The sequence below is a fragment of the Kribbella antiqua genome, from assembly GCF_004345665.1.
Classification (GTDB): domain Bacteria; phylum Actinomycetota; class Actinomycetes; order Propionibacteriales; family Kribbellaceae; genus Kribbella; species Kribbella antiqua.
Genome location: NZ_SLWR01000018.1, coordinates 33690 through 56587, shown reverse-complemented (window position 1 = coordinate 56587; position 22898 = coordinate 33690). Strand labels below are relative to the sequence as shown.

The 22898-nt window shown below is 68.4% G+C and carries 27 protein-coding genes; 7 read left to right on the top strand and 20 right to left on the bottom strand.

Going from position 1 to position 22898, the window contains the following annotated elements; translation table 11 throughout:
* Positions 1-16: 16 nt before the first annotated feature.
* A complete protein-coding gene (locus EV646_RS36600; protein ID WP_132157032.1) occupies positions 17-928 on the bottom strand; it encodes an LLM class flavin-dependent oxidoreductase in 912 nt (303 codons plus the stop codon).
* Between the two features lie 61 nt (positions 929-989).
* Between EV646_RS36600 and EV646_RS36595 the strand changes: the two genes are divergently transcribed.
* Together EV646_RS36595 and EV646_RS36590 are read left to right on the top strand one after the other, a co-directional pair.
* Positions 990-1391: a MarR family winged helix-turn-helix transcriptional regulator gene (locus tag EV646_RS36595; RefSeq protein ID WP_132157030.1), complete on the top strand. Its 402-nt coding sequence runs from the start codon at positions 990-992 to the stop codon at positions 1389-1391.
* 28 nt (positions 1392-1419) lie between these two features.
* Positions 1420-2307: an MsnO8 family LLM class oxidoreductase gene (locus tag EV646_RS36590; protein ID WP_241996561.1), complete on the top strand. Its 888-nt coding sequence runs from the start codon at positions 1420-1422 to the stop codon at positions 2305-2307.
* A gap of 60 nt (positions 2308-2367) precedes the next feature.
* On the opposite strand, the gene EV646_RS36585 is transcribed toward EV646_RS36590, so the two are convergent.
* The 6 genes from EV646_RS36585 to rpsB all read right to left on the bottom strand — a co-directional run bounded on the left by EV646_RS36585 (position 2368) and on the right by rpsB (position 7191).
* Entirely contained in the window at positions 2368-2955 is a 588-nt protein-coding gene (locus tag EV646_RS36585) for a GNAT family N-acetyltransferase (RefSeq protein WP_132157028.1), read from the bottom strand.
* Positions 2956-2962: 7 nt separating this feature from the next.
* Complete coding sequence (locus tag EV646_RS36580) at positions 2963-3808, bottom strand: phosphatidate cytidylyltransferase (RefSeq protein WP_132157026.1); 846 nt, start codon at positions 3806-3808, stop codon at positions 2963-2965.
* Positions 3808-4362, bottom strand: coding sequence for a ribosome recycling factor (gene frr, locus EV646_RS36575; protein WP_199237438.1), 555 nt, complete (start codon positions 4360-4362; stop codon positions 3808-3810). Before frr ends, EV646_RS36580 begins: the two co-directional genes overlap by 1 nt.
* A 135-nt stretch (positions 4363-4497) precedes the next feature.
* Positions 4498-5250, bottom strand: a complete 753-nt coding sequence (gene pyrH, locus EV646_RS36570) for a UMP kinase (protein WP_132157022.1) — start codon at positions 5248-5250, stop codon at positions 4498-4500.
* 43 nt (positions 5251-5293) lie between these two features.
* Positions 5294-6112 (bottom strand): translation elongation factor Ts, encoded by an 819-nt coding sequence (gene tsf, locus EV646_RS36565; RefSeq protein ID WP_132157020.1) that lies wholly within the window; start codon positions 6110-6112, stop codon positions 5294-5296.
* A gap of 149 nt (positions 6113-6261) precedes the next feature.
* On the bottom strand, positions 6262-7191 hold the full coding sequence (gene rpsB, locus EV646_RS36560) for a 30S ribosomal protein S2 (RefSeq protein WP_132157018.1): 930 nt from the start codon (positions 7189-7191) through the stop codon (positions 6262-6264).
* 289 nt (positions 7192-7480) lie between these two features.
* Between rpsB and EV646_RS36555 the strand changes: the two genes are divergently transcribed.
* Positions 7481-8140: a M23 family metallopeptidase gene (locus tag EV646_RS36555; protein WP_132157016.1), complete on the top strand. Its 660-nt coding sequence runs from the start codon at positions 7481-7483 to the stop codon at positions 8138-8140.
* 25 nt (positions 8141-8165) lie between these two features.
* On the opposite strand, the gene EV646_RS36550 is transcribed toward EV646_RS36555, so the two are convergent.
* Together EV646_RS36550 and EV646_RS36545 are read right to left on the bottom strand one after the other, a co-directional pair.
* Complete coding sequence (locus tag EV646_RS36550; protein ID WP_132157014.1) at positions 8166-8645, bottom strand: RrF2 family transcriptional regulator; 480 nt, start codon at positions 8643-8645, stop codon at positions 8166-8168.
* Positions 8646-8707: 62 nt separating this feature from the next.
* The gene (locus EV646_RS36545) at positions 8708-9649 is read right to left on the bottom strand and encodes a tyrosine recombinase XerC (protein ID WP_132157012.1); all 942 of its coding nucleotides are present in this window, start codon (positions 9647-9649) and stop codon (positions 8708-8710) included.
* Between the two features lie 136 nt (positions 9650-9785).
* Between EV646_RS36545 and EV646_RS36540 the strand changes: the two genes are divergently transcribed.
* From EV646_RS36540 to dprA, 4 genes are all read left to right on the top strand, one after another.
* Positions 9786-11411 carry an APC family permease gene (locus EV646_RS36540; protein WP_132157010.1) on the top strand — a complete coding sequence of 542 codons (1626 nt, stop codon included), beginning with the start codon at positions 9786-9788 and terminating at the stop codon, positions 11409-11411.
* Between the two features lie 91 nt (positions 11412-11502).
* Positions 11503-11859, top strand: coding sequence for a YraN family protein (locus EV646_RS36535; RefSeq protein WP_132157008.1), 357 nt, complete (start codon positions 11503-11505; stop codon positions 11857-11859).
* Positions 11859-13436: a YifB family Mg chelatase-like AAA ATPase gene (locus EV646_RS36530; protein ID WP_132157006.1), complete on the top strand. Its 1578-nt coding sequence runs from the start codon at positions 11859-11861 to the stop codon at positions 13434-13436. The genes EV646_RS36535 and EV646_RS36530 overlap by 1 nt, the downstream gene beginning before the upstream one ends.
* Positions 13433-14749 carry a DNA-processing protein DprA gene (gene dprA / locus EV646_RS36525; RefSeq protein WP_199237428.1) on the top strand — a complete coding sequence of 439 codons (1317 nt, stop codon included), beginning with the start codon at positions 13433-13435 and terminating at the stop codon, positions 14747-14749. The genes EV646_RS36530 and dprA overlap by 4 nt, the downstream gene beginning before the upstream one ends.
* A gap of 46 nt (positions 14750-14795) precedes the next feature.
* Here dprA and EV646_RS36520 read toward each other — a convergent pair whose 3' ends face one another.
* From EV646_RS36520 to EV646_RS36470, 11 genes are all read right to left on the bottom strand, one after another.
* Positions 14796-15119: a DUF2469 domain-containing protein gene (locus EV646_RS36520; protein WP_012922325.1), complete on the bottom strand. Its 324-nt coding sequence runs from the start codon at positions 15117-15119 to the stop codon at positions 14796-14798.
* Positions 15116-15814 carry a ribonuclease HII gene (locus tag EV646_RS36515; protein ID WP_132157004.1) on the bottom strand — a complete coding sequence of 233 codons (699 nt, stop codon included), beginning with the start codon at positions 15812-15814 and terminating at the stop codon, positions 15116-15118. Before EV646_RS36515 ends, EV646_RS36520 begins: the two co-directional genes overlap by 4 nt.
* A 52-nt stretch (positions 15815-15866) precedes the next feature.
* On the bottom strand, positions 15867-16643 hold the full coding sequence (gene lepB / locus EV646_RS36510; RefSeq protein ID WP_132157002.1) for a signal peptidase I: 777 nt from the start codon (positions 16641-16643) through the stop codon (positions 15867-15869).
* Complete coding sequence (lepB, locus tag EV646_RS36505; RefSeq protein WP_241996560.1) at positions 16640-17269, bottom strand: signal peptidase I; 630 nt, start codon at positions 17267-17269, stop codon at positions 16640-16642. Before lepB (EV646_RS36505) ends, lepB (EV646_RS36510) begins: the two co-directional genes overlap by 4 nt.
* A gap of 143 nt (positions 17270-17412) precedes the next feature.
* The gene (rplS, locus tag EV646_RS36500; RefSeq protein WP_132156998.1) at positions 17413-17772 is read right to left on the bottom strand and encodes a 50S ribosomal protein L19; all 360 of its coding nucleotides are present in this window, start codon (positions 17770-17772) and stop codon (positions 17413-17415) included.
* A 168-nt stretch (positions 17773-17940) separates the two neighbouring features.
* Entirely contained in the window at positions 17941-19137 is a 1197-nt protein-coding gene (trmD, locus tag EV646_RS36495; RefSeq protein WP_132156996.1) for a tRNA (guanosine(37)-N1)-methyltransferase TrmD, read from the bottom strand.
* Positions 19137-19685 carry a ribosome maturation factor RimM gene (gene rimM / locus EV646_RS36490; protein ID WP_132156994.1) on the bottom strand — a complete coding sequence of 183 codons (549 nt, stop codon included), beginning with the start codon at positions 19683-19685 and terminating at the stop codon, positions 19137-19139. Before rimM ends, trmD begins: the two co-directional genes overlap by 1 nt.
* Positions 19686-19802: 117 nt before the next feature.
* Positions 19803-20057, bottom strand: a complete 255-nt coding sequence (locus EV646_RS36485) for an RNA-binding protein (protein WP_132157149.1) — start codon at positions 20055-20057, stop codon at positions 19803-19805.
* A 5-nt stretch (positions 20058-20062) separates the two neighbouring features.
* Positions 20063-20557 (bottom strand): 30S ribosomal protein S16, encoded by a 495-nt coding sequence (rpsP, locus tag EV646_RS36480; RefSeq protein WP_132156992.1) that lies wholly within the window; start codon positions 20555-20557, stop codon positions 20063-20065.
* 210 nt (positions 20558-20767) lie between these two features.
* Positions 20768-22111: a 6-phospho-beta-glucosidase gene (locus tag EV646_RS36475; protein ID WP_132156990.1), complete on the bottom strand. Its 1344-nt coding sequence runs from the start codon at positions 22109-22111 to the stop codon at positions 20768-20770.
* A complete protein-coding gene (locus EV646_RS36470) occupies positions 22108-22860 on the bottom strand; it encodes a DeoR/GlpR family DNA-binding transcription regulator (RefSeq protein ID WP_132156988.1) in 753 nt (250 codons plus the stop codon). The genes EV646_RS36475 and EV646_RS36470 overlap by 4 nt, the downstream gene beginning before the upstream one ends.
* Positions 22861-22898: the final 38 nt, after the last annotated feature.

Sequence of the window (22898 nt, the reverse complement as noted above, 5' to 3'; positions counted from 1 at the left end):
CTGGAGCCCCGACGCTTCACAAATTCACGTGCCCGGACGTGCTGGGGTTCACTTCGAGGACCGGTTTGACGATCTCGTCGCGGAGCCAGCGGGCGGGGTGGTCGGGGTACGGACGTGGCAGCGCCAGGACGATGTGGTTGAACCCCAGATCGATCGAGCGGCGTACGACGGATCGGCTGGCGGCTGGGTCGTCGTACTGGACGATCAACTGCAGCGAGCGGGTCAGGTCGTGCGGGTCGCGGTCGATGCGGGCGCATTCCGCGTCGAGGCGGCGGGAGCGTTCGGCGAGGAAGCCGAAGTCGTTGTGCGGCGGGCCGGGCACGTTCCAGATGTCGGCGTGTTCGGCGATCAGGCGCAGCATCCGGTCGCCGAAACCGCCGATCAGCAGCGGCGGGCCGGGGCGCTGGATCGGCTTCGGCTCGTTCCGGTTCTGCTCGAGGGTGTAGTAGCGGCCGTGGAAGTCGAAGACGTCCTGCGTCCACATCCCGCGCAGGATCGCGATGGTCTCGCGCAGCCGCTCGACGCCTTCCCCCGGCGGGACCAGGTCCAGCCCGTACGCCGCGTATTCGGCGACGGCCGGGTTGTCACCGGGTTGATGAGTACCGCCGGCCCCGAGGCCCATGACCAGGCGGCCGCCGGAGATCACGTCGAGCGTACTGGCGATCTTGCCGAGGACCGCCGGCGGGCGGATCCGGTTGCTGGTCACCAGGAGACCGAAGCGGAGCCGCCGGGTCTGGGCCGCGAGTGCCGCGAGCAGCGTCCAGCCCTCGAGGATCTGGCCGTCCTTCGGTCCGGCGAGCGGGAGGAAGTGGTCCCACAGCCAGGCGTCGCGGAACTCGGGCAGCTCGTCCGCCTCCAGCCAGACGCGCTGAATGTCGGCGTAGTCGAGGTGCATCGGGGTGGTCTTGAGTCCGAAGGTCAGTTCCATAATCGTCAGCGTATCTGATGATCAGCACTCCTGACGATCAGCTTGGCGGTAGATTCGATCCATGTCCGACCGGCTGGGGTATCTGCTCAAACACGTCCAGGCGCGACTGACCGAGGAACAGGCAAAGGCATTGCAGCCATTCGGTATCAACGGCCGCGATCTCGCCGTACTGGCCGCAGTGGCTTCCGGGGAGCCGCTGTCGCAGCTCGAGGTCGCGGGGCGGCTTCGCGTCGACCGGACATCGATCGGTGATCTGCTCGACAGCTTGGAGGAACGCGGACTGGTCGAGCGTCGGCGCAGTCCGGAGGACAGGCGTCGCAATGTCGTCGTACTGACGAACACTGGCGAGGACGTCTTCGCCGACGCAGAGCAGGTCCGGCTGGAGGTGGAACGCGAGTTCCTGGCTCCCTTGCCCGACCGCGACCGGTTCCGGGAGGACTTGCGGCTTCTGCTCGGGGAATGACCGCTCGCTTTGAGCAGTTGGACCACACGTGCTTGGTGTTCCGCTATCGGTGCTGGATCGGTCCCGCACTCGGGTCGGCGAGTCGGAAGCCGAGACACTGCGTGGGACTCTCGAGCTCGCGCGGCAGGTGGAGGAGCTCGGCTACAAGCGCTTCTGGGTGTCTGAGCACCACAGCGTCCCTGGAGTGGTCGGCTCAGCGCCGACAGTGCTCGCGGCAGCGGTTGCTGCCAACACCAGCCGGATCCGCGTCGGCACAGGCGGCGTGATGCTGCCGAACCACCAGCCCCTGGTGGTTGCAGAGCAGTTCGGCGTGCTCGAGTCGCTCTACCCCGGCCGGATCGACATGGGCCTCGGTCGCTCAGTTGGCTTCACCAACGGCGTCCGCCGCGCGCTGGGCGTCGATTCGGCTGACGACTTCGCCGCGCAGGTCCAAGAACTCCTCGGGTACTTCGAAGGCACACAGCAGAACCAGGTCCACGCTCGCCCGGGCGAAGGGCTGCGCGTCCCGCCCTTCATCCTGGCCATCGGCGAAGGCGCGCTCCTTGCCGCATCACTAGGGCTCCCGCTGGTCATTGCGGGGCGACCTGGGGCAGAGCTGCTTGTGGACCGCTACCGGGCAGCCTTTAAGCCATCCACCTGGGCTCCGCAGCCGTACGTCGTACTCGCGGTGACTGTGGCAGTTGCGGCAACGACGGAAGAGGCCAGACAGATCCTGCTGCCTGAGGCGTGGTCGAGTGCCTACTCACGCACGCGTGGGGTCTTCCCGCCACTGGAGCCGGTGCAGGAGCGGGACATGAGCTCGAGGAGCGAGAGTTCTTCGAGCAGTCGCTGCGCGGGCAGATCTACGGCACTCCAGCCGAGGTGGATGCCGCTCTGGGCGGTCTGGTACGTCGTACGGCGGCTGACGAAGTGCTGATCACGACCAACACCTATGACCGAGCAGACCTGCTGAAGTCGTACGCGTTCTTGGCGGAGCTCAGCTGATCCGGTCTTCCAGCCGCTTGCGGACCTCTGGCCACTCGTCGGCCAGGATCGAGAAGACGACTGTGTCGCGGAAGGAGCCGTCCGCCAGCTTCTTGTGCCGGCGCAGGACGCCCTCACGGGTCGCGCCGAGTTTGGCGATCGCGGCCTGCGACCGGGTGTTCGCCGTACCGGTCTGGATCTTGACTCGGCCGAAGCCGCAGTCCTCGAAGGCGTGACGCAGCAGTAGGAGCTTGCAGGCCGGGTTCACCGCGGTCCCCCACACCGACGGCGCGTACCCGGTCCAGCCGAGGTGGACCGATTCGTTGGTGAGGTCGACGTCGCCGAGACTCGTCGTACCGACAACAGTGCCGTCGGCAACCAGCCGCACCACGTAAGCGACCCGCTGCGCAGACGACTCGATCCACTGCTCGGCCATTTCGTCCGCACTCGCAGGCAGTCCGGCGACGCCGCCGCCGAAGCCGCTGGCATACACCTGCTCGCTGGCGATCGCGTCGTACAGGGGTTCGATGTCGCGGGCTTCGAGCCGGTCGAGGCGTACGACGTCGTTGCTCAGCGTGCGGCCGTCGGGGGCGATAGTCATGCGGTCCTCACTTGACGAGTAGATGGAGCAGTAGCCACACCGCGGGCGCCGTTGCCAGCAGCGAATCCAGGCGGTCCATCACACCGCCGTGACCGGGCAGCAGGTTCGACATGTCCTTGATGCCGAGGTCACGCTTGATCATCGACTCGCCGAGATCGCCCACTGTCGCGGTGCAGACGGCGACCGCGCCGATGATGACACCGACCCACCAGTGCCCGTCCAGCAGCCAAACGACGCCGGCGATACCCGCGCCGATGCAGGCCAGAGTCGAGCCGGTGAAGCCCTCCCAGGACTTCTTCGGGCTGATCGTCGGAGCCATCGGATGCTTCCCGAACAGGACACCGGCCGCATAGCCGCCGACGTCGCTGGCGACGACGACCAGGAAGAACGTCACCACCCGCTCCGGGCCGTCCGCCTCCGGCTGGACCAGCAGGATCGCGAACCCGGCCAGCAGCGGGACATAGCCGATCAGGAACACTCCGGCGCTGGCGTCGCGGACGAACCCGACCGAACCACCTGGCATCCGCCAGAAGATCGTCGCCAGCACCGTGATCGCCAGCGCGACCAGCAATGCCATCGGCCCACCGAAGTACGCCGCCGCCAGCATCGCCGTCGTACCGGCGAACAGCGGGATCCGCGGGATGACCGCGCCGCCGGTGCGCAGCGCCTTGATCATCTCGTCGACGGCCACCAGCACGACGGCCAGCACCAGGACGGTGAACAGGACCTTCTGCCAGAACAGCGATCCGAGGATCAGCGCGCCGAGGCCGACACCGACCGCGATCGCCGCGGGCAAGTTCCGCCCGGCGCGGCTCGGGCTGGGACTCGGCGCAGGCGTACTGTCGACGCCCATCACACCTCGAGCAGTTCGGCTTCCTTGTGCTTGAGCAGCTCGTCGATCGAGTCGACGTACTTCTTCGTCAACCCGTCGAGCCGCTTCTCAGCACTCTTGCCCTCGTCCTCACCCGCGTCGCCGTCCTTGACGGTCTTGTGCACCTGGTCCATGGCGTGCCGGCGGATGTTGCGCACCGAGACCTTGGCCTCCTCGGCCTTGGTCTTGGCGACCTTGATGTACTCCTTGCGCCGCTCCTCGGTCAGCTGCGGCATGACCACCCGGATCACGGCGCCGTCGTTGCCCGGGTTCACGCCCAGGTCGGAGTCGCGGATCGCCTTCTCGATGGCGTTCATCGCGCCCTTGTCGTACGGCGAGATCAGCACCGTGCGCGGTTCCGGCACCTGGAAGCCGGCCAGCTGCTGCAGCGGCGTCGGCGTGCCGTAGTAGTCGGCCAGGATGCTGGCGAACATCTGCGGGTGCGCCCGGCCGGTGCGGATCGCGGCGAAGTCGTCCTTCGCGACCTCCACGGCCTTCGCCATCTTCTGCTCGGCTTCGCGGAGAGCTTCGTCGATCACGACATTCCTCGCTTCCTCAGGGCCGCCCTGAGCGCGGCCACTCCAACCCTACGAACGCAGGTCTACCAGATAACGGACATCAACCCGTGTCGAATGATCCTAGTAGTACAGGCGGGTACGCCGTACCAGGGGCTACTGACCTGGGGAAACGACCGTACCGATCTTCTCGCCGTGCACGACCCGGGCGATGTTGCCCTCCTCCAGGCCGAAGATGACGATCGGCAGCGCGTTGTCCCGGGCCAGGCTGATCGCGGTGGCGTCGGCGACCCGCAGGCCGCGGGCGAGGAAGTCGTCGTACGAGAGCTGGTCGAACTTGACCGCGTCCGGGTTCTTCTTCGGGTCGGAGTCGTAGACCCCGTCCACGCCCTGCTTGCCCATCAGCAGCGCCTCCGCGCCGATCTCCAGCGCGCGCTGGGCGGCGACGGTGTCGGTGGAGAAGTACGGCATCCCGGAACCGGCGCCGAAGATGACCACGCGGCCCTTCTCCAGGTGCCGCTCGGCCTTGCGCGGGATGTAGGGCTCGGCCACCTGGCCCATCGTGATCGCGGTCTGCACCCGCGTCTCGATGCCGAGCTTCTCCAGGAAGTCCTGCAGTGCCAGGCAGTTCATCACGGTGCCGAGCATGCCCATGTAGTCGGCGCGGTTGCGTTCCATCCCGCGCTGCTGCAGCTCGGCGCCGCGGAAGAAGTTGCCGCCGCCGACGACCACGGCGACCTGGACACCGGCCCGGGCCACCTCGGCGATCTGCTTGGCGATCGAGTTCACCACGTCGGGGTCGACGCCGAGCTTGCCGCCGCCGAACACCTCACCCGACAGCTTCAGCAGCACCCGGTGATAGGCCGGCGAAAAGGCCGGACTCGTCTCGGTACCCAGGGTTTCCGTCACGACTCCGGCCTCCTCGATCGTTGCTTGCTGGTCCTTCAGCGGCTCAGGCGCCGACCTCGAAGCGGGCGAACCGCTTCACGGTCACGCCGGCCTCGTCCAGCACGGCCTTCACGGTCTTCTTGCTCTCCTGGACCGACGGCTGCTCGAGCAGCACGACCTCCTTGAAGAAGCCGTTCACCCGGCCCTCGACGATCTTCGGCAGGGCCTGCTCCGGCTTGCCCTCCTCGCGGGCGGTCGCCTCGGCGATCCGCTTCTCGTTCTCGACCGTCTCGGCCGGGACCTCGTCGCGGGTGGTGTAGAGCGGGCGCATCGCGGCGGCCTGCATGGCGGCGCCACGGGCGGCGTCGACGTTGTCGCCCTCGAACTCGACGAGCACGCCGACCTGGGCCGGCAGGTCCGCGGCGCGCTTGTGCATGTACGCCGTCACCTGGCCGTCGAACACGGCCACCTTGCCGAGCTCGAGCTTCTCGCCGATGACCGAGGCGAGCGCCTCGATGTTCTCGGCGACGCTCTTGCCGTCGGCCAGCTTCTCGCCCAGCAGGCCCTCGATGTCGCCGACCTTGCTGGCGGCGGCGTGCGCGACGATGTCGGCGGCCAGCTGCTGGAACTGCTCGTTCTTGGCGACGAAGTCGGTCTCGCAGTTGAGCTGGACCAGCGCGTTCTCCGCCGCGGCCACCAGGCCGTTGGTGGCGGAGCGCTCGGCGCCGCGCTTGGCGGCCTTGGCCGCGCCCTTGATGCGCAGCTCCTCGATCGCCTTCTCGAAGTCGCCGTCGGTCGCCTCGAGCGCCTTCTTGGCGTCCATCATGCCCGCGCCGGTGGCGTCGCGGAGCTTCTTCACGTCAGCGGCGGTGTAGTTCGCCATTCCTCGTTCTCTCGTCTTGTGGGTGCGTCAGCTGATGGTCGGCCGGGTCGGGGCTGGTCCGGGTTCGGTGCCCCGGGTGCCTGCTCCGGCCGTCCGGCCGGGCTGGCCGCCCGGATCGTCGTACGACGAAGTCCGGGCGGCTCAGGTGATCAGGCCTCGTCGGTCTTCGGGCTGTCGGCCTCGGCGGCCGGAGCCTCGGCAGCGGGGGCCTCCGGAGCCGGGGTCTCCTCGGCCTTGACCTCGGCGGCCTCGGCCTTGACCTCGGCGGCCGGCGCGTCGGCGGGCTTGGCCTCGGCGGTGCCGTTCTGGCTCTCCAGCAGCTCGCGCTCCCAGGCGGCCAGCGGCTCCTCCTGGCCCAGCTCCTCACCGGCCGCGGCGGCGCCCTGGCCCGAGCGGGCCATCAGGCCGTCGGCGACGGCGTCGGCGACCACGCGGGTGAGCAGGCCGACCGAGCGGATCGCGTCGTCGTTACCCGGGATCGGGAAGTCGACCTCGTCCGGGTCGCAGTTCGTGTCCAGGATGCCGATGATCGGCAGCTTCAGCTTGCGCGCTTCGTCGACCGCGAGGTGCTCCTTCTTGGTGTCCACGATCCACACGGCGGCCGGAACCCGGGCCATGTCGCGGATACCGCCGAGGGTCTTCAGCAGCTTGTCGTGCTCGCGCCGCTTCTGCAGCAGCTCCTTCTTGGTGACACCGGAGCCGGCCACGTCGTCGAAGTCGATCAGCTCCAGCTCCTTGAGCCGCTGGAGCCGCTTGTTGACGGTCTGGAAGTTGGTGAGCATGCCGCCCAGCCAGCGCTGGTTCACGTACGGCATGCCGACCCGGGTCGCCTGCTCGGCGATCGCTTCCTGGGCCTGCTTCTTGGTGCCGACGAACAGGATCGCGCCGCCGGAGGCGACAGTGCTCCGGACAAACTCGTAGGCGCGGTCGATGTACGACAGCGACTGCTGCAGGTCGATGATGTAGATGCCGTTGCGCTCGGTGAGGATGTAGCGCTTCATCTTCGGGTTCCAGCGCCGGGTCTGGTGCCCGAAGTGCACGCCGCTCTCAAGGAGCTGCTTCATGGTCACTACGGCCATGAGGGTGTTTCCTCCTGTCGCGCCCGGTCACTCGATCGGGCGCTGTCTCGGTTGTCCCGCGGTGAACCGGCTGGTCCCCCGCGCCTGACGCCCGCGGCGCGGACCCATCCCGGACTGGCCGGGACCGAGGAGAACGCGCTGGTATTCGGGCGTGCGAAGTCGCCCCACTCGCATGGGACGCCACCGGAAGTGTACGGGACCGCGCGGGCGGATGCGAACTCGGCACCGGTTGTCCACAGGCGGCGAATTCACCGTCCGTGATCAGCTGGTTTCACGGCATGTTTCAGGCATGAACCTCATCCTGCTGACCCTCGCCTTCCTGACCCCTCAACCCAGCACCGAGACCGTCTGGCCGCTTGAACCACGCCCCCGGGTAGTCCATGGCTTCGAACTGCCGGCCAAACCGTGGCTGCCCGGCCACCGCGGTGTCGACCTGGCCGGCTCCCCCGGCCAACCGGTCCGCGCCGCGACCGCCGGCACGATCACGTACGCCGGTCAACTCGCCGGCCGAGGTGTCGTCGTGGTGACCACCGGCGCACGCCGCACAACCTACGAACCGATCGTGCCTGCCGTTGCGGTCGGCGCCGCGGTCACGCCCGGCACGGTCATCGGACGCCTGTCCGCCGCCGGCTCCCACTGCGCACCTGCAACCTGTCTCCATTGGGGCCTTCTGCAGGGCAAGCAGTACCTCAACCCACTGACCTTGCTCCCAGACCGGCCGGTGCGGCTCCTACCGCTCAGTGCGGCTTCACCCCAACCGCCGCTCAGCGCGGTCCCAGCTTGGGCTCAACCTGAGGCCCCTGCAGGCTCGGACCCACCGCAGCCCGAGGTGCGCAGCGAGCTCAGCGGCAGTCCACCGTCTCCCCGGGGCGAACGGACAGCTGCGGCCGTCGTCGGCGCCGCCGCAGTCCTCACCATCGCCGGCGGCCTCATGATCAGGCGCCACTAGCCGGGCAGGCTTGGCTCCGGTCGGCTCAGCTACCGGGGACGCGGGCTTGCCAGGCGTCTTCGTCGCGGGAGCGGCGTTCGACGCCGGCCGGGAGCTTGTTCTTGGCGAGGTCGGTGAGCGTGGTGTGCTCGAGCACGTCCCGCAGGCTCGCTCGAGCGGCGATCCAGACGCGCTGCAGCACCACGGCCCGCTCGTTGTACGCGACGCTCTCGGGCCGGACGCCTGAGATACTCACGATCGGCCCGTCCACCGCGCGCATCACGTCGGCGACGGAGATCTCGTTCGGATCCACCGCCAGCTTCCACCCGCCGGACTGCCCGCGCTGACTGGTCAGCACGCCCGCGCGCCGAAGGTCGGCCAGGATGCCCTGCAGGAACCCGTGCGGAATCCCCTGCGCACGACTGAGCTCCTCGGCGGACACCACCGAGGGGTCGTTGGCCACCCATCGCTGGGTGATTTCGATCAGCGCCCGCAACGCATAGTCAGACTTCGCCGAAACCCGCATGCCCCGCAGTCTGCCCCATTCTCCGCCTGCCCCGCCGCACCCACCCGCTGACACACGACGAATCAGGCGCGGGGGTGAGCCTGTTCGTAGGCCCGGCGGAGTCGGTCGGTGGAGATGTGGGTATAGATCTGCGTGGTCGCCAGCGAGGCATGACCGAGGAGTTCCTGAACGCTTCGGAGATCCGCACCGCCTTCCAGCAAATGCGTCGCGGCCGTGTGGCGAAGCCCGTGCGGCGACAGATCGGGGGCGTCGACGACACCGATGCGTTCGTGCACAAGACGTCGTACGGCGCGCTGGTCGATGCGGCCGCCGCGCGCGCCAAGGAACACCGCGGGACCACTGCCGGCCCGGACCAGCTGTGGGCGGGCTTCCTCGAGCCATCGACGCAGCGCGTCGGCGGCGGGTACGCCGTACGGGACGGAGCGTTCTTTCCGGCCCTTGCCGAAGACGCGGACGACCCGCCGGGACTGGTCGATGTCGTCGATGTCGAGTGCGCAGAGCTCGCCGACGCGGATGCCGGTCGCGTAGAGGAGTTCCATGATCGCCAGATCGCGGAGCCCGACCGGGCTGCCGTCGTCCGCCGCGACGGCCGCCGCGTCGAGCACGGCACGCGTGTCAGCCTGACCGAGCACGCCCGGCAGGCTCTTGTGCGGGCGGGGACTTGCCAGGAGTGCTCCTGGGTCCGTGCTGATCCGGCCGGTCCGGTGTGCCCAGGCGGTGAAGACACGTGCGGCAGTCGCCCGTCGTGACATCGTGCTGCGTGCCTTGCCGAGGCTCTGCTGCTTGGCCAGCCAGGACCGCAGACCGCGGATGTCGAGGGCCTCCAGCTCTTTGTGACCAAGCCGAATCAAATGTTCGAGTAAATCCTCGACGTCGCCGATGTACGCTCTGACCGAGTGCCTGCTGAGGTCTCTTTCCGCCGTCAGATGCCGTTCGTAGTCAGCCAGTAACGCAGCGAATCCTTCGGGCAGAGTTGCTGGTTCGCTGACATCGTCCGGCGCCATGGTTCGACCATGCGGGAGCGGACCTGGCATCGCAAGCCACCGCGCGGTGGCCGACGAAGGGAGGTCTGGTCGATAGCCCGACGGTCGACTACTGTTCGGCCCGATTGCCCTAGTAGCAACGGAGGCACCCCTGACCATGGCCCCCTCAGCGAACGGACAGACCGTAGGCCGGCGCCTGCCGGTCGAGTCGGCGTTCACTCGAGTCGAGGACGCGCGGCACCGTCTGCCGCGCCTGTTCGGTCGTCGCGACCTGGTTGTACTCGGCCTGGGCGTGATGATCGGGTCCGGCATCTTCAGGATCAGCGGCAACCAGGCGGCCACCGGCGCCGGTCCGGCCGTGATCCTGTCCTTCGTCATCGCTGCCATCGTGTGCCTGCTGGCCGCCGCCTGCTATGCCGAGCTGTCGTCCACCATTCCCGTCTCGGGAAGCGCCTACACCTTCAGCTACGTGACCTTCGGCGAGATGTGGGCCTGGCTGGTCGGCTGGGCGCTCGTGCTGGAGCTGGTGACCGCGGCCGCGATCGTCGCCCGCGCCTGGTCGGCGTACTTCCTGGCAACACTCCAAGGTTTCGGCGTCACCCTGCCCGAGAACCTTGCCCGCTTCTTCGGGCCTGATGCGAAGGTCAACCTGGTCGCGCCCCTGCTGCTGCTGATCCTGACCGCGATGATCGTGACCGGGACGAAGCTGTCCGCCCGGGTGCTGACCGTGGTCGTGATCGCCAAGGTCGCCGTGATCCTGCTGGTGGTCGTGGTCGGTGCCCGGCACATCAACATGGACAACTACCACCCGTTCGTGCCGCCCGCGATGGCCGCACCGGCCGAGGCCAGCCCGACGTTGCTCGGCTGGATCCTCGACTCCTCGTTCGGCGGGTTCGGTGTGATGGGCATCTTCACCGCGGCCAGCACGATCGTGTTCGCCTACATCGGTTTCGACCTGATCGCGACCGCGTCCGAGGACGCCCGCAGCCCGCGCAAGACCGTGCCGCAGGGCATGCTGCTCGGCGTCGGCGCCGTCACGATCCTCTACCTGGCGATGGCCGTCGTACTGGTCGGGATGCGGCCGTACAAGCAGCTCGGCGGAAGTGCGCCAGTGTCTGAGGCGCTTGCCGCCGTCGGCGTCGGCTGGGCCGCGAAGGTGGTCAACCTCGGGGCGTTGCTCGCGCTGATGACGGTGATCATGGTTGTGCTGATCGCACAGAGCCGAGTGCTGTTCAACATGGGACGTGACGGCCTGCTGCCGAAGAGCCTCGGCCGGGTCAGCCGGGTGTACTCCTCCCCGGCCCGGGCGGCGACCGCGGCCGGCTTCGCCGCGCTGGCGCTCACGCTGTACCCGAAGGTGCTCGAGCTGGAAGAGCTGCTGGTGATGGGTGCGCTGTTCTGCTTCGCGTTCTGTGCGGTCGGTGTCCTCAGGCTGCGCCGGACCGAGCCGAACCTCGAGCGCGGCTTCCGGGTCCCGATGGTGCCGCTGATCCCGTTGCTGTCGCTGGCGGCGACGCTGTGGCTGATGCTCAACCTGAACACCAGCACCTGGACGAAGTTCGTCATCTGGATGCTGCTCGGGCTGGCCATCTACGGCCTGTACGGACGGTGGCACAGCCGGCTGGCCAACGAGGACAGCTGGGACTTCGACATCGGTGACACCGATCCCGGCACCGGCGGCATGCAGACGGTCCGCACCGAGACGGACCGGACAAGCGACGAACTCCGCGCAGTGCGTACGCCGCCGCAGAAGCCCACCCGCGGCAAACACATGCGCAGCTGACGCCCTGCCTCTTCGCGTTTTCCACAGGCTTGAAATCGGGTCTGAAATCGGTGGCTGATCCCGGCATGTTCTTAGCCGGAGGTGGTCATCGATGCGGACCAAGAAGGCAGTCGGGCAGTACGGCGAAGATCTCGCCGCGAGGTATCTCACGACCGAAGGTTTCGCCATCCTCGAGCGCAACTGGCGCTGCGAGCTCGGCGAGATCGACATCGTCGCGCGTGACGGCGACACGCTGGTCGTCTGTGAGGTGAAGACCCGCCGCGGGCTCAACTACGGCAGTCCGCTGGAGTCGATCACCTATCGGAAGCTCGCGACGCTCCGCAAGCTGGCCGGCCGCTGGCTGCAGACGCACGACCTCACGCCGGCCGCGGTCCGGATCGACATCCTCGCGGTGTTCTTCGAGCACAACACGCCGCCCAGGGTCGACCATGTGCGGGGGGCGGCCTGATGCCTCTCGCACAGACGTGGTCGGTCGCGTTGGTCGGTCTCGAAGGTCACCTGGTCGAGGTCGAGGCAGACATCGCCCAAGGCCTGCCGAAGACGACCTTGATCGGGCTACCGGACGCGTCGCTGTCCGAGGCTCGCGACCGGGTCCGGGCCGCGGTGGTGAACAGCGGCGAGCGATTCCCCGACCGCAAGGTCACCATCGGGCTCTCGCCAGCCACGCTGCCCAAGACCGGCTCGCACTACGACGTCGCGATCGCCTGCGCCCTGCTCGCAGCCGCCGGAGTGCTCGACATCAGCTCGCTGCGGCGCTCGGCGATGATCGGCGAACTCGGGCTCGACGGACGGGTGCGCGAGGTCCGTGGCGCGCTGGCGATGACGCTGGCCGCTTCCCGGTCCGGCTTCGACCGCATCGTCGTACCCGAGCTGAATGCGGGCGAGGCGCGACTGGTGCCCGGTATCGACGTGTACGGCGTACGGTCGCTGCGGCAGGTGCTGGCGATCCTGCGCGGGGACGAGATCCCGGACGAGGCGCCGCCGCGGGCCGAGCCGCGGTTGCTGTCCGAGTCGCTGACGCGGGTTCCAGAGGTCGACCTGGACGACGTCATCGGTCAACACGAGGGCCGGCGGGCGATCGAAGCGGCCGCGGCCGGCGGTCATCACCTGTTCCTGCACGGACCGCCAGGATCGGGCAAGACGATGCTGGCCGAGCGACTCGCCGGGCTGATGCCGGACCTCAGCACGGACGACTCTCTGGAAGTTTCGGCGGTGCACTCGCTTGCCGGGTTGCTGACCAACGACGCCGAACTCGTCGTCCGCCCGCCGTTCATCGCTCCACACCACACGGCGTCGCTGTCGAGCCTGGTCGGCGGCGGCTCGGGGATGCCGCGGCCGGGCGCGATCAGCTGCGCGCATCGGGGGATCTTGTTCATCGACGAAGCGCCCGAGATGCACCCGCTGACCCTCGACACGCTGCGGCAGCCACTGGAGTCCGGGTTCGTCGAGGTGCACCGGTCGGCGGCCGTCGCGAAGTTCCCGGCTCGGTTCATGCTCGTGCTCGCGGCCAATCCGTGTCCGTGCGGGTTGTCCGGCACGAATCAGGGAATCTGCAACTGCACGCCTCACGTGCTGGCGCGCTACCGGCAACGGATCAGCGGTCCGATCAAGGACCGCCTCGACATCCAGCGCCAGATCCTCCCGGCCGCGCGCACCATCACCGACGGCGAGACAGCCGAGTCGACAGCCGTCGTGGCCGAGCGGGTCAGAGCTGCCCGCGATCGGCAGGCGTTCCGCTACCGCGACACCGGATGGATCCTCAACAGCGAGGTCCCAGGCCCAGTGCTGCGCCGCGAGTTCCCACTCGACGGCGCCAGCCAACGGCTGCTCGAGGATCTGTACGCCGCTGGTCGGATCACCGCCCGCGGTTTCGACCGTGTCGTCCGCGTGGCGTGGACATTGGCCGATCTCCAAGGCATCGACACGCCCACCCGCGAGCTCACCCACCAAGCCTTCCAACTCCGCTCCGGCGAACCCCTCACCGCCCTCGCCGACGCCCGCCCCCTCAAAGGAACCGCAGCATGACGCTCTCAACCAAGCCCCAGAACTACTTGCCGACGGCATCTTCAGGCGACGCTCCAGCTTCGCCATCGCCCGCTTCAGCCACCGAAGCGGGCACACCGCCGACGCCTCCTGCAGCCCCGGACGCGGCCGGAGTGGGCGGCAGCGGCGGGCCGGCCGACGCCTCGATTGCCGGGGCCGACGACGAGCGGCTAGCCCGGGCGGGTTTGTCCCGAGTGGTGGAGCCGGGCGATCCCGCGGCGCTGAAGGCGTTTGCGGGGTTGGGCGCGGCGGAGATCTGGGAGGCGCTGCGGCGGAAGGTTCCAGGGATGGAGCGGTGGAGCACACGGCTGGCTGAGGTCGAGCCCGAGCGAGATCTGGAGCGAGCGGCGGCCAGCGGCGCGCGGTTCGTGATTCCCGGGGACGACGAATGGCCGGAGCAGGTCGAGGTACTCGCGGACGCCGGCCAGCTGAGCCGACGAGGCGGGGTGCCGTTCGGGTTGTGGGTCCGCGGCCCGGCGAACCTGCGACAGGTGCTTGAGCGATCTGTGGCGATGGTGGGTGCCCGCGCGTGCTCGACGTACGGCGAGCATGTCGCCGCCGAGCTGTCAGCCGGACTGGCGGAGACCGGGTACACGATCGTGTCCGGGGGTGCCTTCGGGATCGACGCGGCCGCTCATCGCGGGGCGCTGGCGGGCTCCGGAGTGACAGTGGCTGTGCTGGCGTGTGGAGTCGATGTCAGCTACCCGAAGACCAACTCGGCACTGTTCAACCGGATCGTGGCCGAAGGGCTGGTGATGAGCGAACTGCCGCCAGGGTGTTCGCCGACCAGGCTGCGGTTCCTCTCGCGCAACCGCCTGATCGCCGCGGCCACCCTGGGCACGGTCGTGATCGAGGCCGCAGTTCGCAGCGGAGCGCTGAACAGCGCAGGTTGGGCAGACCAATGCGGTCGTGCCGTCCTCGCCGTCCCGGGCCCGATCACGTCGCGCATGTCCGAGGGCGCGCACGTCCTGATCCGCGAACGCGACGCCGTACTCGTCACCAACGTCGCAGACATCGTCGAGGCGATCTCCCCCTTCGGCACCCGCCTGACCCCATACCCCCAAGCCGAGCCGAACCCGATCGACCGCCTCTCCCACGACGTCCGCCGCACCCTGGACGCCGTCCCGATCGTCACCCCAGTCCCCGCCACCCGCATAGCCACCACAGCAGGCCTCGACCTCGACACCACCCAGGAATGCCTCGAAACCCTCGCCGACCTAGCCCTCATCGAGTACAACGACCAAGGCTGGCGCCTGACCCCAACCACCCCACCAGCCGACCCCCCAACTGCGTGACGAGGCGCCACCGTCGCCGTCAGCGGGTGGGTGGGTGGTGGGAGGGTCAGCGGCCGAAGTCGGAGTCTTTGGGGACTTCCAGGTCGGACTTGGCGAGTTCTTCGATGTTGACGTCGCGGAAGGTGACGACCTTCGCGTTCTTGACGAAGCGGGCGGAGCGGTAGACGTCCCAGACCCACGCGTCGGCCATCGTCACTTCGAAGTACACGTCGCCGCCCTCGGTACGGACCTTCAGGTCGACGGCGTTGCACAGGTAGAAGCGCCGTTCGGTCTCCACGACGTACTTGAAGATCCCGACGACGTCCTTGTACTCCCGATAGAGCTGCAGCTCCATATCGGTCTCGTACTTCTCGAGGTCGTCAGCACTCATCGGCTCTCCACTCCGGTGGGACTGGTCACATTCTGTCCCATATCGGGCCGCAGACTGCGGCGGACATTCTCGAACCGCCGTCTGTGTTGCGGACACGGGCCGTATTCGTCCAGTGCCGCCTGGTGCTCCGGCGTGCAATACCCCTTGTGAATCCCGAAACCGTACTGGGGATACACCTGGTCCCAGTGCTCCATCACCCGGTCGCGGGTCACTTTCGCAATCACAGACGCCGCGGCGATGCAAGCCGCCACGCGGTCACCCTTCCAAATCGCCAGCCCCGGTACGCCGAGTCCGTCGACGCCGAACCCATCCGTCAGCACGTACGACGGGCGTACGTCGAGCCGGAACAAGGCGCGGCGAAGGGCTTCGACGTTGGCCACATGCATGCCGAGGCGGTCGCACTCAGTGGCTTCGATGGAGACGACCGACCAGGCCAGGGCGCGTTTGCGGATCTCGTCGTAGCAGCGTTCCCGGGCCTTGGCGGTGAGGAGCTTGGAGTCGGCGAGCTCGGGGATCTGGCCGCGCTTACCGTCCGGCAGGATCACCGCGGCCGCGACGAGTGGGCCGGCGCACGGGCCGCGGCCTGCCTCGTCCACCCCGGCGATCGGGTCCAGGCCGACACGCCGAAGCGCTCGCTCGTACCCGTACAACCCGGCATCCCGCCGCACCGTGCTCCCGCGCGGCATCACACTCATCCGAGCCTCCGCACTACACCCCACTCCACACAATCCACCCTAGGGGTCTCGCTTACTTTTTTGCGGGGGCGGTGAGGGAGATGGAAGGTTTGCTGGGGGCGGGGCCCGGGGCTGGGACTGCTTTGAACGTGTCGGGGACGCCGAGTTTGGCCCAGCGGCCGGCCGGCCAGACGACGAAGATGGCGCGGCCCGTGATCTTGTCCATCGGGACGAAGGCAGCGTCGCCAGGACTGCCGCCGGACGGACTGGTGTCGCTCAAGTGAACCCGGGAGTCGCCGGAGGCGGACCGGTGGTCGCCCATCACGAAGACCTTCCCGGCCGGCACGGTGACCTGGAACTCGATCTGCGACGGCGCGTCACCCGGATACAGGTAACCGGTCTCGGCGAGCGGCTGGCCGTTCACCAGGATCCGGCCCTGGGAGTCGCAGCAGGCGACCTTGTCGCCAGGCATGCCGATCAGCCGCTTGATCAGGTGCCCGTGGCTGGAGTCCGGCAGCAGGCCGACCACCTCGAAGAACCGGCCGATCGAGCCGCGCTTCTGGCCGCTCTCCTCCGGTCCGAGCCAGCCGCCCGGATCCTCGAACACGACCACGTCGCCGCGCTTGACGTCGGTGAGCTTCTCCACCACCACCCGGTCGCCGACCAGCAGGGTGTTCTCCATCGACTCGCTCGGGATGATGAACATCTGCCCGACGAAGGCGCGCAGGATCGACGAGACGATCAGCGCTCCGACCACGATGAGAACGAACTCTCGGGCGGCGGCCGCGAAGCCCGAGCGGTGGGCGGGTTTCTCGGGTTTCTCGGACGTCGTGGTCGGTGTGTCTGTCACTTCTTCAGCCCCGGGTTCTTGAAGGTTTCCGGAAGACGCAGCATCGTCATCCGGTCAGACGGCCAGATTACGCAACAGGCCCGGCCAACCACGTTCTCGACCGGCACGAATCCGCCACCGGGGCCGCCCATATGGGCGCGGGAGTCGGCGGATTCGGCACGGTTGTCCCCCATCACCCACAGATGACCCGCCGGCACCAGCACGTTGAAGGGCTGCAGCGACGGTTTGGCGTCCTTGAGCAGGTACTCCCGCTCGTCCAGCGGGATGCCGTTCACGGTGATCCGGCCGGCCTTGTCGCAGCAGATGACCCGGTCGCCGCCGACGCCGATCACCCGCTTGACCAGATGGCCCTCGCCGCTGCGCGGCAGGATGCCGACGAACTCACCGAGCCGGCGGAACGGTCCGGGCTCGGCCTGCTCCTCGTTCAGCCAGTTGCCGGGGTCCTTGAAGACGATGATGTCGCCGCGGTCCACGTCCCGGTGCATGTAGCTGATCTTCTCGGCCAGGATCCGGTCGTTCGTGGTCAGCGTGTCGTACATCGACTCCGACGGTACGTAGAACGCTTCCGCGACGAACAGCCGCAGTACGACCGTGATGACGAGCGCGAGCACGGTGACCGTGCTCATCTCGACGAGCAGGCTGAGCAGCGGATTCCGCTGCTTCAGCCTGCGGTGTCGTCCCTTGCTGCGACGTGCCCTCCTGGCAACCGGGCGAGGGCGAGCGCGAGTCGCAGTGCTCGGCGCCATAGGTGACCGTCGTCGTCAGAGACTCAGGAGGCCGGGACGTCCCGCTTCTCCTTGATCTTGGCTGCCTTACCGCGCAGTTCGCGCAGGTAGTAGAGCTTGGCCCGGCGGACGTCACCGCGGGTGACGACCTCGACCTTCTCGACGATCGGGGTGTGCAGCGGGAAGGTCCGCTCCACGCCGACACCGAAGCTGACCTTGCGGACCGTGAAGGTCTCCTGCAGGCCACCACCCTGGCGGCGGATCACGACACCCTGGAACACCTGGACGCGGGACCGGTTGCCCTCGACGACCTTGACGTGCACCTTGACGGTGTCACCGGGACGGAAGGCGGGGATGTCGTCGCGCTTGCTCGCGTTGTCGAGCTCGTTCAGGACGTTGCTCATCAGGTGTCTCTTCCTCGCGCGTGCCACAGGTCACCCACGAAAGGTCGATGGTGAAAGTCATCAAGATGCTGCCGTGCGGTGGTCACCCCCTGTGGCAGGAGCACCGAAGGGCAGCAGCGAACAATCTTGCCACACCGGGCCAGCGACAACGAAATCAGCGCCGCGTGTTCAGCGCCGCCGGCGCTTGGCCAGCAGCACCAGTTCAACCTTCGCGGTCTGTTGTTCACGCCGTACCTCACGGTAACCGGCTTTCCGGTACAGCTCGAGGTTGCGCTCACTCTGCGCACCCGTGGACAGCTCGTACGACGTGACGCCGGCGGGCGCGAGTTGTTCCGCCACCCGCAGCAGGCGCGCGCCCAGGCCACGGCCCTGCCAGTCGGGCGCGACGATCAGCCGACCGACACGGCCGACTGAGCCGTCGACGGTCAGTTGGACTGAGCCGACGATCCGGCCGCCCGCCACAGCCTTCAGAACGCCGCCCTGCTTGAGCCGCTGGACACTCGCCTCCGGGTCCTCGGCCAGTGGCGGGATGGTCAGGTCCTCGTACGCCCGTCCCTCCGACAGGAAGGCCGCCAGCTGCAGCGTGTGGATCTCACCGGCGTCAGCCTCAGTGGCTGGCAGCACGCGGACCTGCGACGCTGCATCGTCCTTCCCGGAGACCGCATCGCCCCAGGCTGCGAGCAGATCCGGCCGGCGCTCCGCAGTGCGTCGTACTGACTCTTCATGACGCCAGGCGGCGATCAGGCCGTGGTTACCCGACAGGAGCACCTCTGGTACGTCGTGGCCGCGCCAGCTCGGGGGCTTGGTGTAGACCGGGTACTCGAGCAGGCCGTCGCCGGAGTGGGACTCCTCGGACAGGGATTCCGGGTTGCCGATCACACCGGGCAGGAGGCGTGCCACTGCCTCGACCATCACCAGTACGGCGACCTCGCCGCCGTTGAGCACGTAGTCGCCGATGGACACTTCGTCGACCCGCATCCGCTCCCCCGCGTACGACGCAACGCGCGCGTCGATGCCCTCGTAGCGGCCGCAGGCGAAGGCTAGCCAGGGCTCGGCGGCAAGCTCGTAAGCCAGCTCCTGGGTGAACGGGCGGCCCGCAGGCGTCGGCACGATCAGCCGCGGCTGGGTGGGGCCATCAGGGGGCGCTATGGCGTCGAGAGCCTCGCCCCACGGCTCTGGCTTCATCACCATGCCCGCGCCTCCGCCGTACGGGGTGTCGTCGACGGTCCGGTGCCGGTCGTGGGTCCAGTCGCGTAGGTCGTGCAGGTGGACGTCCAGGAGCCCGCTCTTCGCCGCCTTGCCGACCAGAGAGACGTCCAGCGCGGCCAAGTACTCCGGGAAGATCGTGACGACGTCCAGCCTCATCAGTCCGCGTCCGGCTCGGTCGGAACCACCTCAGCGCCCTCCGGGTCCAGCAGACCCGGCCGGTCGGCGACTACGACGTACTGCTTGTCCACGTTGATCTCCGGAACGAGCTCCTCGACCAGTGGCACCAGTACGGCGTTGCCGGCCGGGCGACGGATCTCCAGGAGGTCCTGCGAGGGCAGGTGTACGACGTCGATCACCTCACCCGCCTCGGCGCCGTCGGAGGTCCGGACCGCGAGGCCGATCAGCTCGCGGTCGTAGTACTCCTCCTGGTCCTCCGGGCGCTCGTTCTCGTCGACCTCGGCCTGGACGACCAGGTTGCGGAGCTGCTCGGCCGCCGTCCGGTCCGGCACGCCGGCGAACTTCACCAGCAGCCGCCCGCTGTGCCACCGGCTCGCGGCGACAGTGAGGGTGCGCGGCACCTTGGAGTCCGTGACCAGGGTCGCGCCGTCAGCGAACCGGCGATCCGGCTCGTCCGTCCGGACGTCCACCCCGACCTCGCCCTTGATCCCATGCGCCCGGCCGATCCGCCCGACAGTCACCAACACCGCACAAACCTCTCTGATCTCTGCCCACCGTCATGGACATTCTGTCAAGCAACGCTGCAGGAGTACGGCGAAGGGCCGCACCCGGAATGGGGTACGGCCCTTCGTGGACTGCCTGCGTCAGCGGCGGCCGCCGCGGCGGTTGAACTCGTCGACGAAGTCGATCCGGAGCGACGACTCGGAGCTGAGTGCGCCGACGACGGTACGGATGGCGGTGGCGGTCCGGCCGTTGCGGCCGATCACCTTGCCGATGTCGTCGGGGTGCACGTGCACCTCCAGGGTGCGGCCGCGGCGCAGGTTGCGCGCCCGGACGCTGACGTCGTCAGGGTTGTCCACGATGCCTCGGACCAGGTGCTCGAGCGCCTCGGTCTCCATCATGGTCAGGCCTTGGCGTCGTCGGCCGGCGCGGCCTCGGCAGCCTCAGCCTTCGGCTCGTCGGCCTTCGGCGCGTCGTCCTTCACGGTGTCGTCGGACTTCGGAGCCGTCTTCTTGGCCGCGGTCTTCTTGGCGGTGACGGCCTCGGTCTTCAGCGTGCCGTGCGCCTCGGCGAGGGCCTCGTTGAAGATCTCCTGCTTGTCCCGCTTCGGCTCCTTGACCCGCAGCGGCGCCGGAGCGGCCTCACCCTTGAACTTCTGCCAGTCGCCGGAAGCCTTGAAGATCGCCTCGACGGCCTCGGTCGGCTGCGCGCCGACGCCGAGCCAGTACTGCGCCCGGTCCGACTCGACGTGGATGAACGACGGCTCGGCCTTCGGATTGTACTTGCCGATCTCCTCGATGGCCCGGCCGTCCCGCTTGGTCCGGGCGTCCATCACGACGATGCGGTAGTGCGGCGCACGCTTCTTGCCGATGCGCTTCAAACGGATCTTGACTGCCACGTTTGTGGGAACTCCCTTGGATACATGTCTGGGTGAGCAGCACAGCGTCGTGGGGACAACGGGTGACCACTCGAATGGGCCGGCCAGGCAGTGGAGTTAGAGGGCTGCACAGAACCTGGACGGACTCAGCAGGCCATTGTGCCAGATCCCATCCCAAGCAACCAACCCGAGGCCTTAGGCGAGGCGCGGGGGCGGGGAGGGCGGAGGGGGTTAGGGGCGGAAGGGGGCTAGGGCGGGGAGTTGGGTGGCGTAGGCGTCGAGGAGTTTGCCGGCGGCGGTGACGGAGTCGATCAGGGGGTGCCAGGCGAAGGCTCGGAGGGCGGCTGCGCGGGAGCCGCCCGCGGCTGCCTCGATGGTGGAGCGTTCGACGGCCTTCACCGAGCAGACCAGCCCGGCCTGGTGGTCGGTCAGCTGGGACACGCTCACCGGCAGCGCGCCGTTGGCGTCGACCGTGCACGGAATCTCGACCACAGCATCGTCATCCAGGTGCCGCAGTACGCCGCGATTCCGCACGTTCAGGATCAGGGACGCCCGCTCGTTGTGGGCGATCGCCCGCATCAGCGACAGCGCGACCTGTTCGTACCCGCCGGCCGCCATATCCCGCTCGTCCCGCTCCCCCGCGTCCGCGACCTCACGGCTCTCCACCATGTACGTCGACTCGCGCTCGGCCCGGGTCTTCTGCCACAACTCCAGCGCTTGCTCCGGCCGCCGCGCGGTCTCCGCGTAGAAGGCCGACTGCTGCTCCAGCAGGAACGTCCCCCGCGTCTGCCGAACCCCCTGTACGGCGGCCAGCGTCTCGCGAGCGAAGTAGTAGTAATGCAGGTACTCGTTCGGGATCGCCCCCAGAGAACGCAGCCACTCGACCCCGAACAGCCGCCCCTCCTCAAAGGAAGCCAGCCCTTCAGCAGAAGCCAGCAACGAGGGCAGCCGATCCACGCCACCAGACCGCAGCCCTCGCAGCCACCCGAGGTGGTTGAGCCCCGCGTAGTCGTAAAACGCAGTCGAAGGGTCCACACCAATCGCCAGCGCAGCGCGGCGGCCCAGCCCCGACGGCGAGTCGCAGATGCCGATCACCCGGTCGCCCAGGTACGGGATCATCGCCTCGGTCACCATCCCAGCCGGGTTGGTGAAGTTGATGACCCAAGCCTCCGGCGCCACCGCAGCCACCCGCTGCGCGATCCCCACCGCAACCGGCAGCGTCCGCAGCCCGTAAGCGATCCCACCCGCCCCGACCGTCTCCTGCCCGAGTACGCCGAGATCCAGCGCGACCCGCTCATCGACGGTCCGGCCTTCCAGACCACCCACCCGGATCGCGGAGAACACGAAGTCGGCGCCTCGCAGCGCCTCATCCAAGTCCGTCGTCTCGGTCACCACAGGCGCATCCGTGACGCCAGCCGCCTGCTGCCGGAGCACCGCCCCGATCGACGCCAGCCGCGCCCGGTCGGCGTCGTACAAAACCACCGACGTGATGCGACCTTCGCCGCGATCGCCCAGCAACGCCTGGTACACGAGCGGCACCCGGAACCCACCGCCGCCGAGGATCGTGAGCCTCACGCCAACACCACCTCTACGCCTGCTTCAGTCAGTTGCACCCGGGTTGCCTTGTCGGCGTCGGGTTCGGTCACCACCATGGAGAGCTCACTGGGCTCGCAGACCCGCGCGACCCCATGCCCCGGGAACTTCGTCGCGTCCGCGAGCAGCACGACCCGGTCGGCGGCGTTGATCATGGCGCGCTTCACCGGCACCTCGATCATCGTGCTGTCCATCACCCGCCCGTCCGGCCGGACTCCGCTGGTCCCGAGGAACAGCCAGTCGACGTGGATCTGCCGCAGGCTCTCCTCGGTCAGATATCCGACCAGTGAGCGGTAACTACGCCGGACGAAGCCGCCGAGGATGATCAGCTCGATCTGCTCGTCGTTCTGCAGCTCCTCCAGTACGGCGAGGTTGCTCGTCACCACCGTCAGCGACCGGCCGTGCAGATGCTGCGCGACCCGCAGAGCCGTCGTACCGATGTCGAGCAGCACCGACTCGCCGTCGTTCACCAGCTCGGCCGCCCGCCGCGCGATCCGGTCCTTCTCCTCGGTGTGTACGGCGTTGACGTCGGCGAACGGCTCGTCACCGCCGTCGACCGCGAGCGCACCGCCGTACACGCGGGTCAACCGGCCCTCCTCGTGCAGCTGCTCGAGATCGCGGCGGATCGTCGCCTCGCTCACGCCCAGCCGGGAGGCCAGCACTTTCACGCCGCCGGCGCCGTCGGCCCGGAGCGCGCGGACGATCTGATCCTGCCGCTGCTTTGGCAACACGGAGAGACCGTATCATGCAAACTCCGTCATTTTCACTC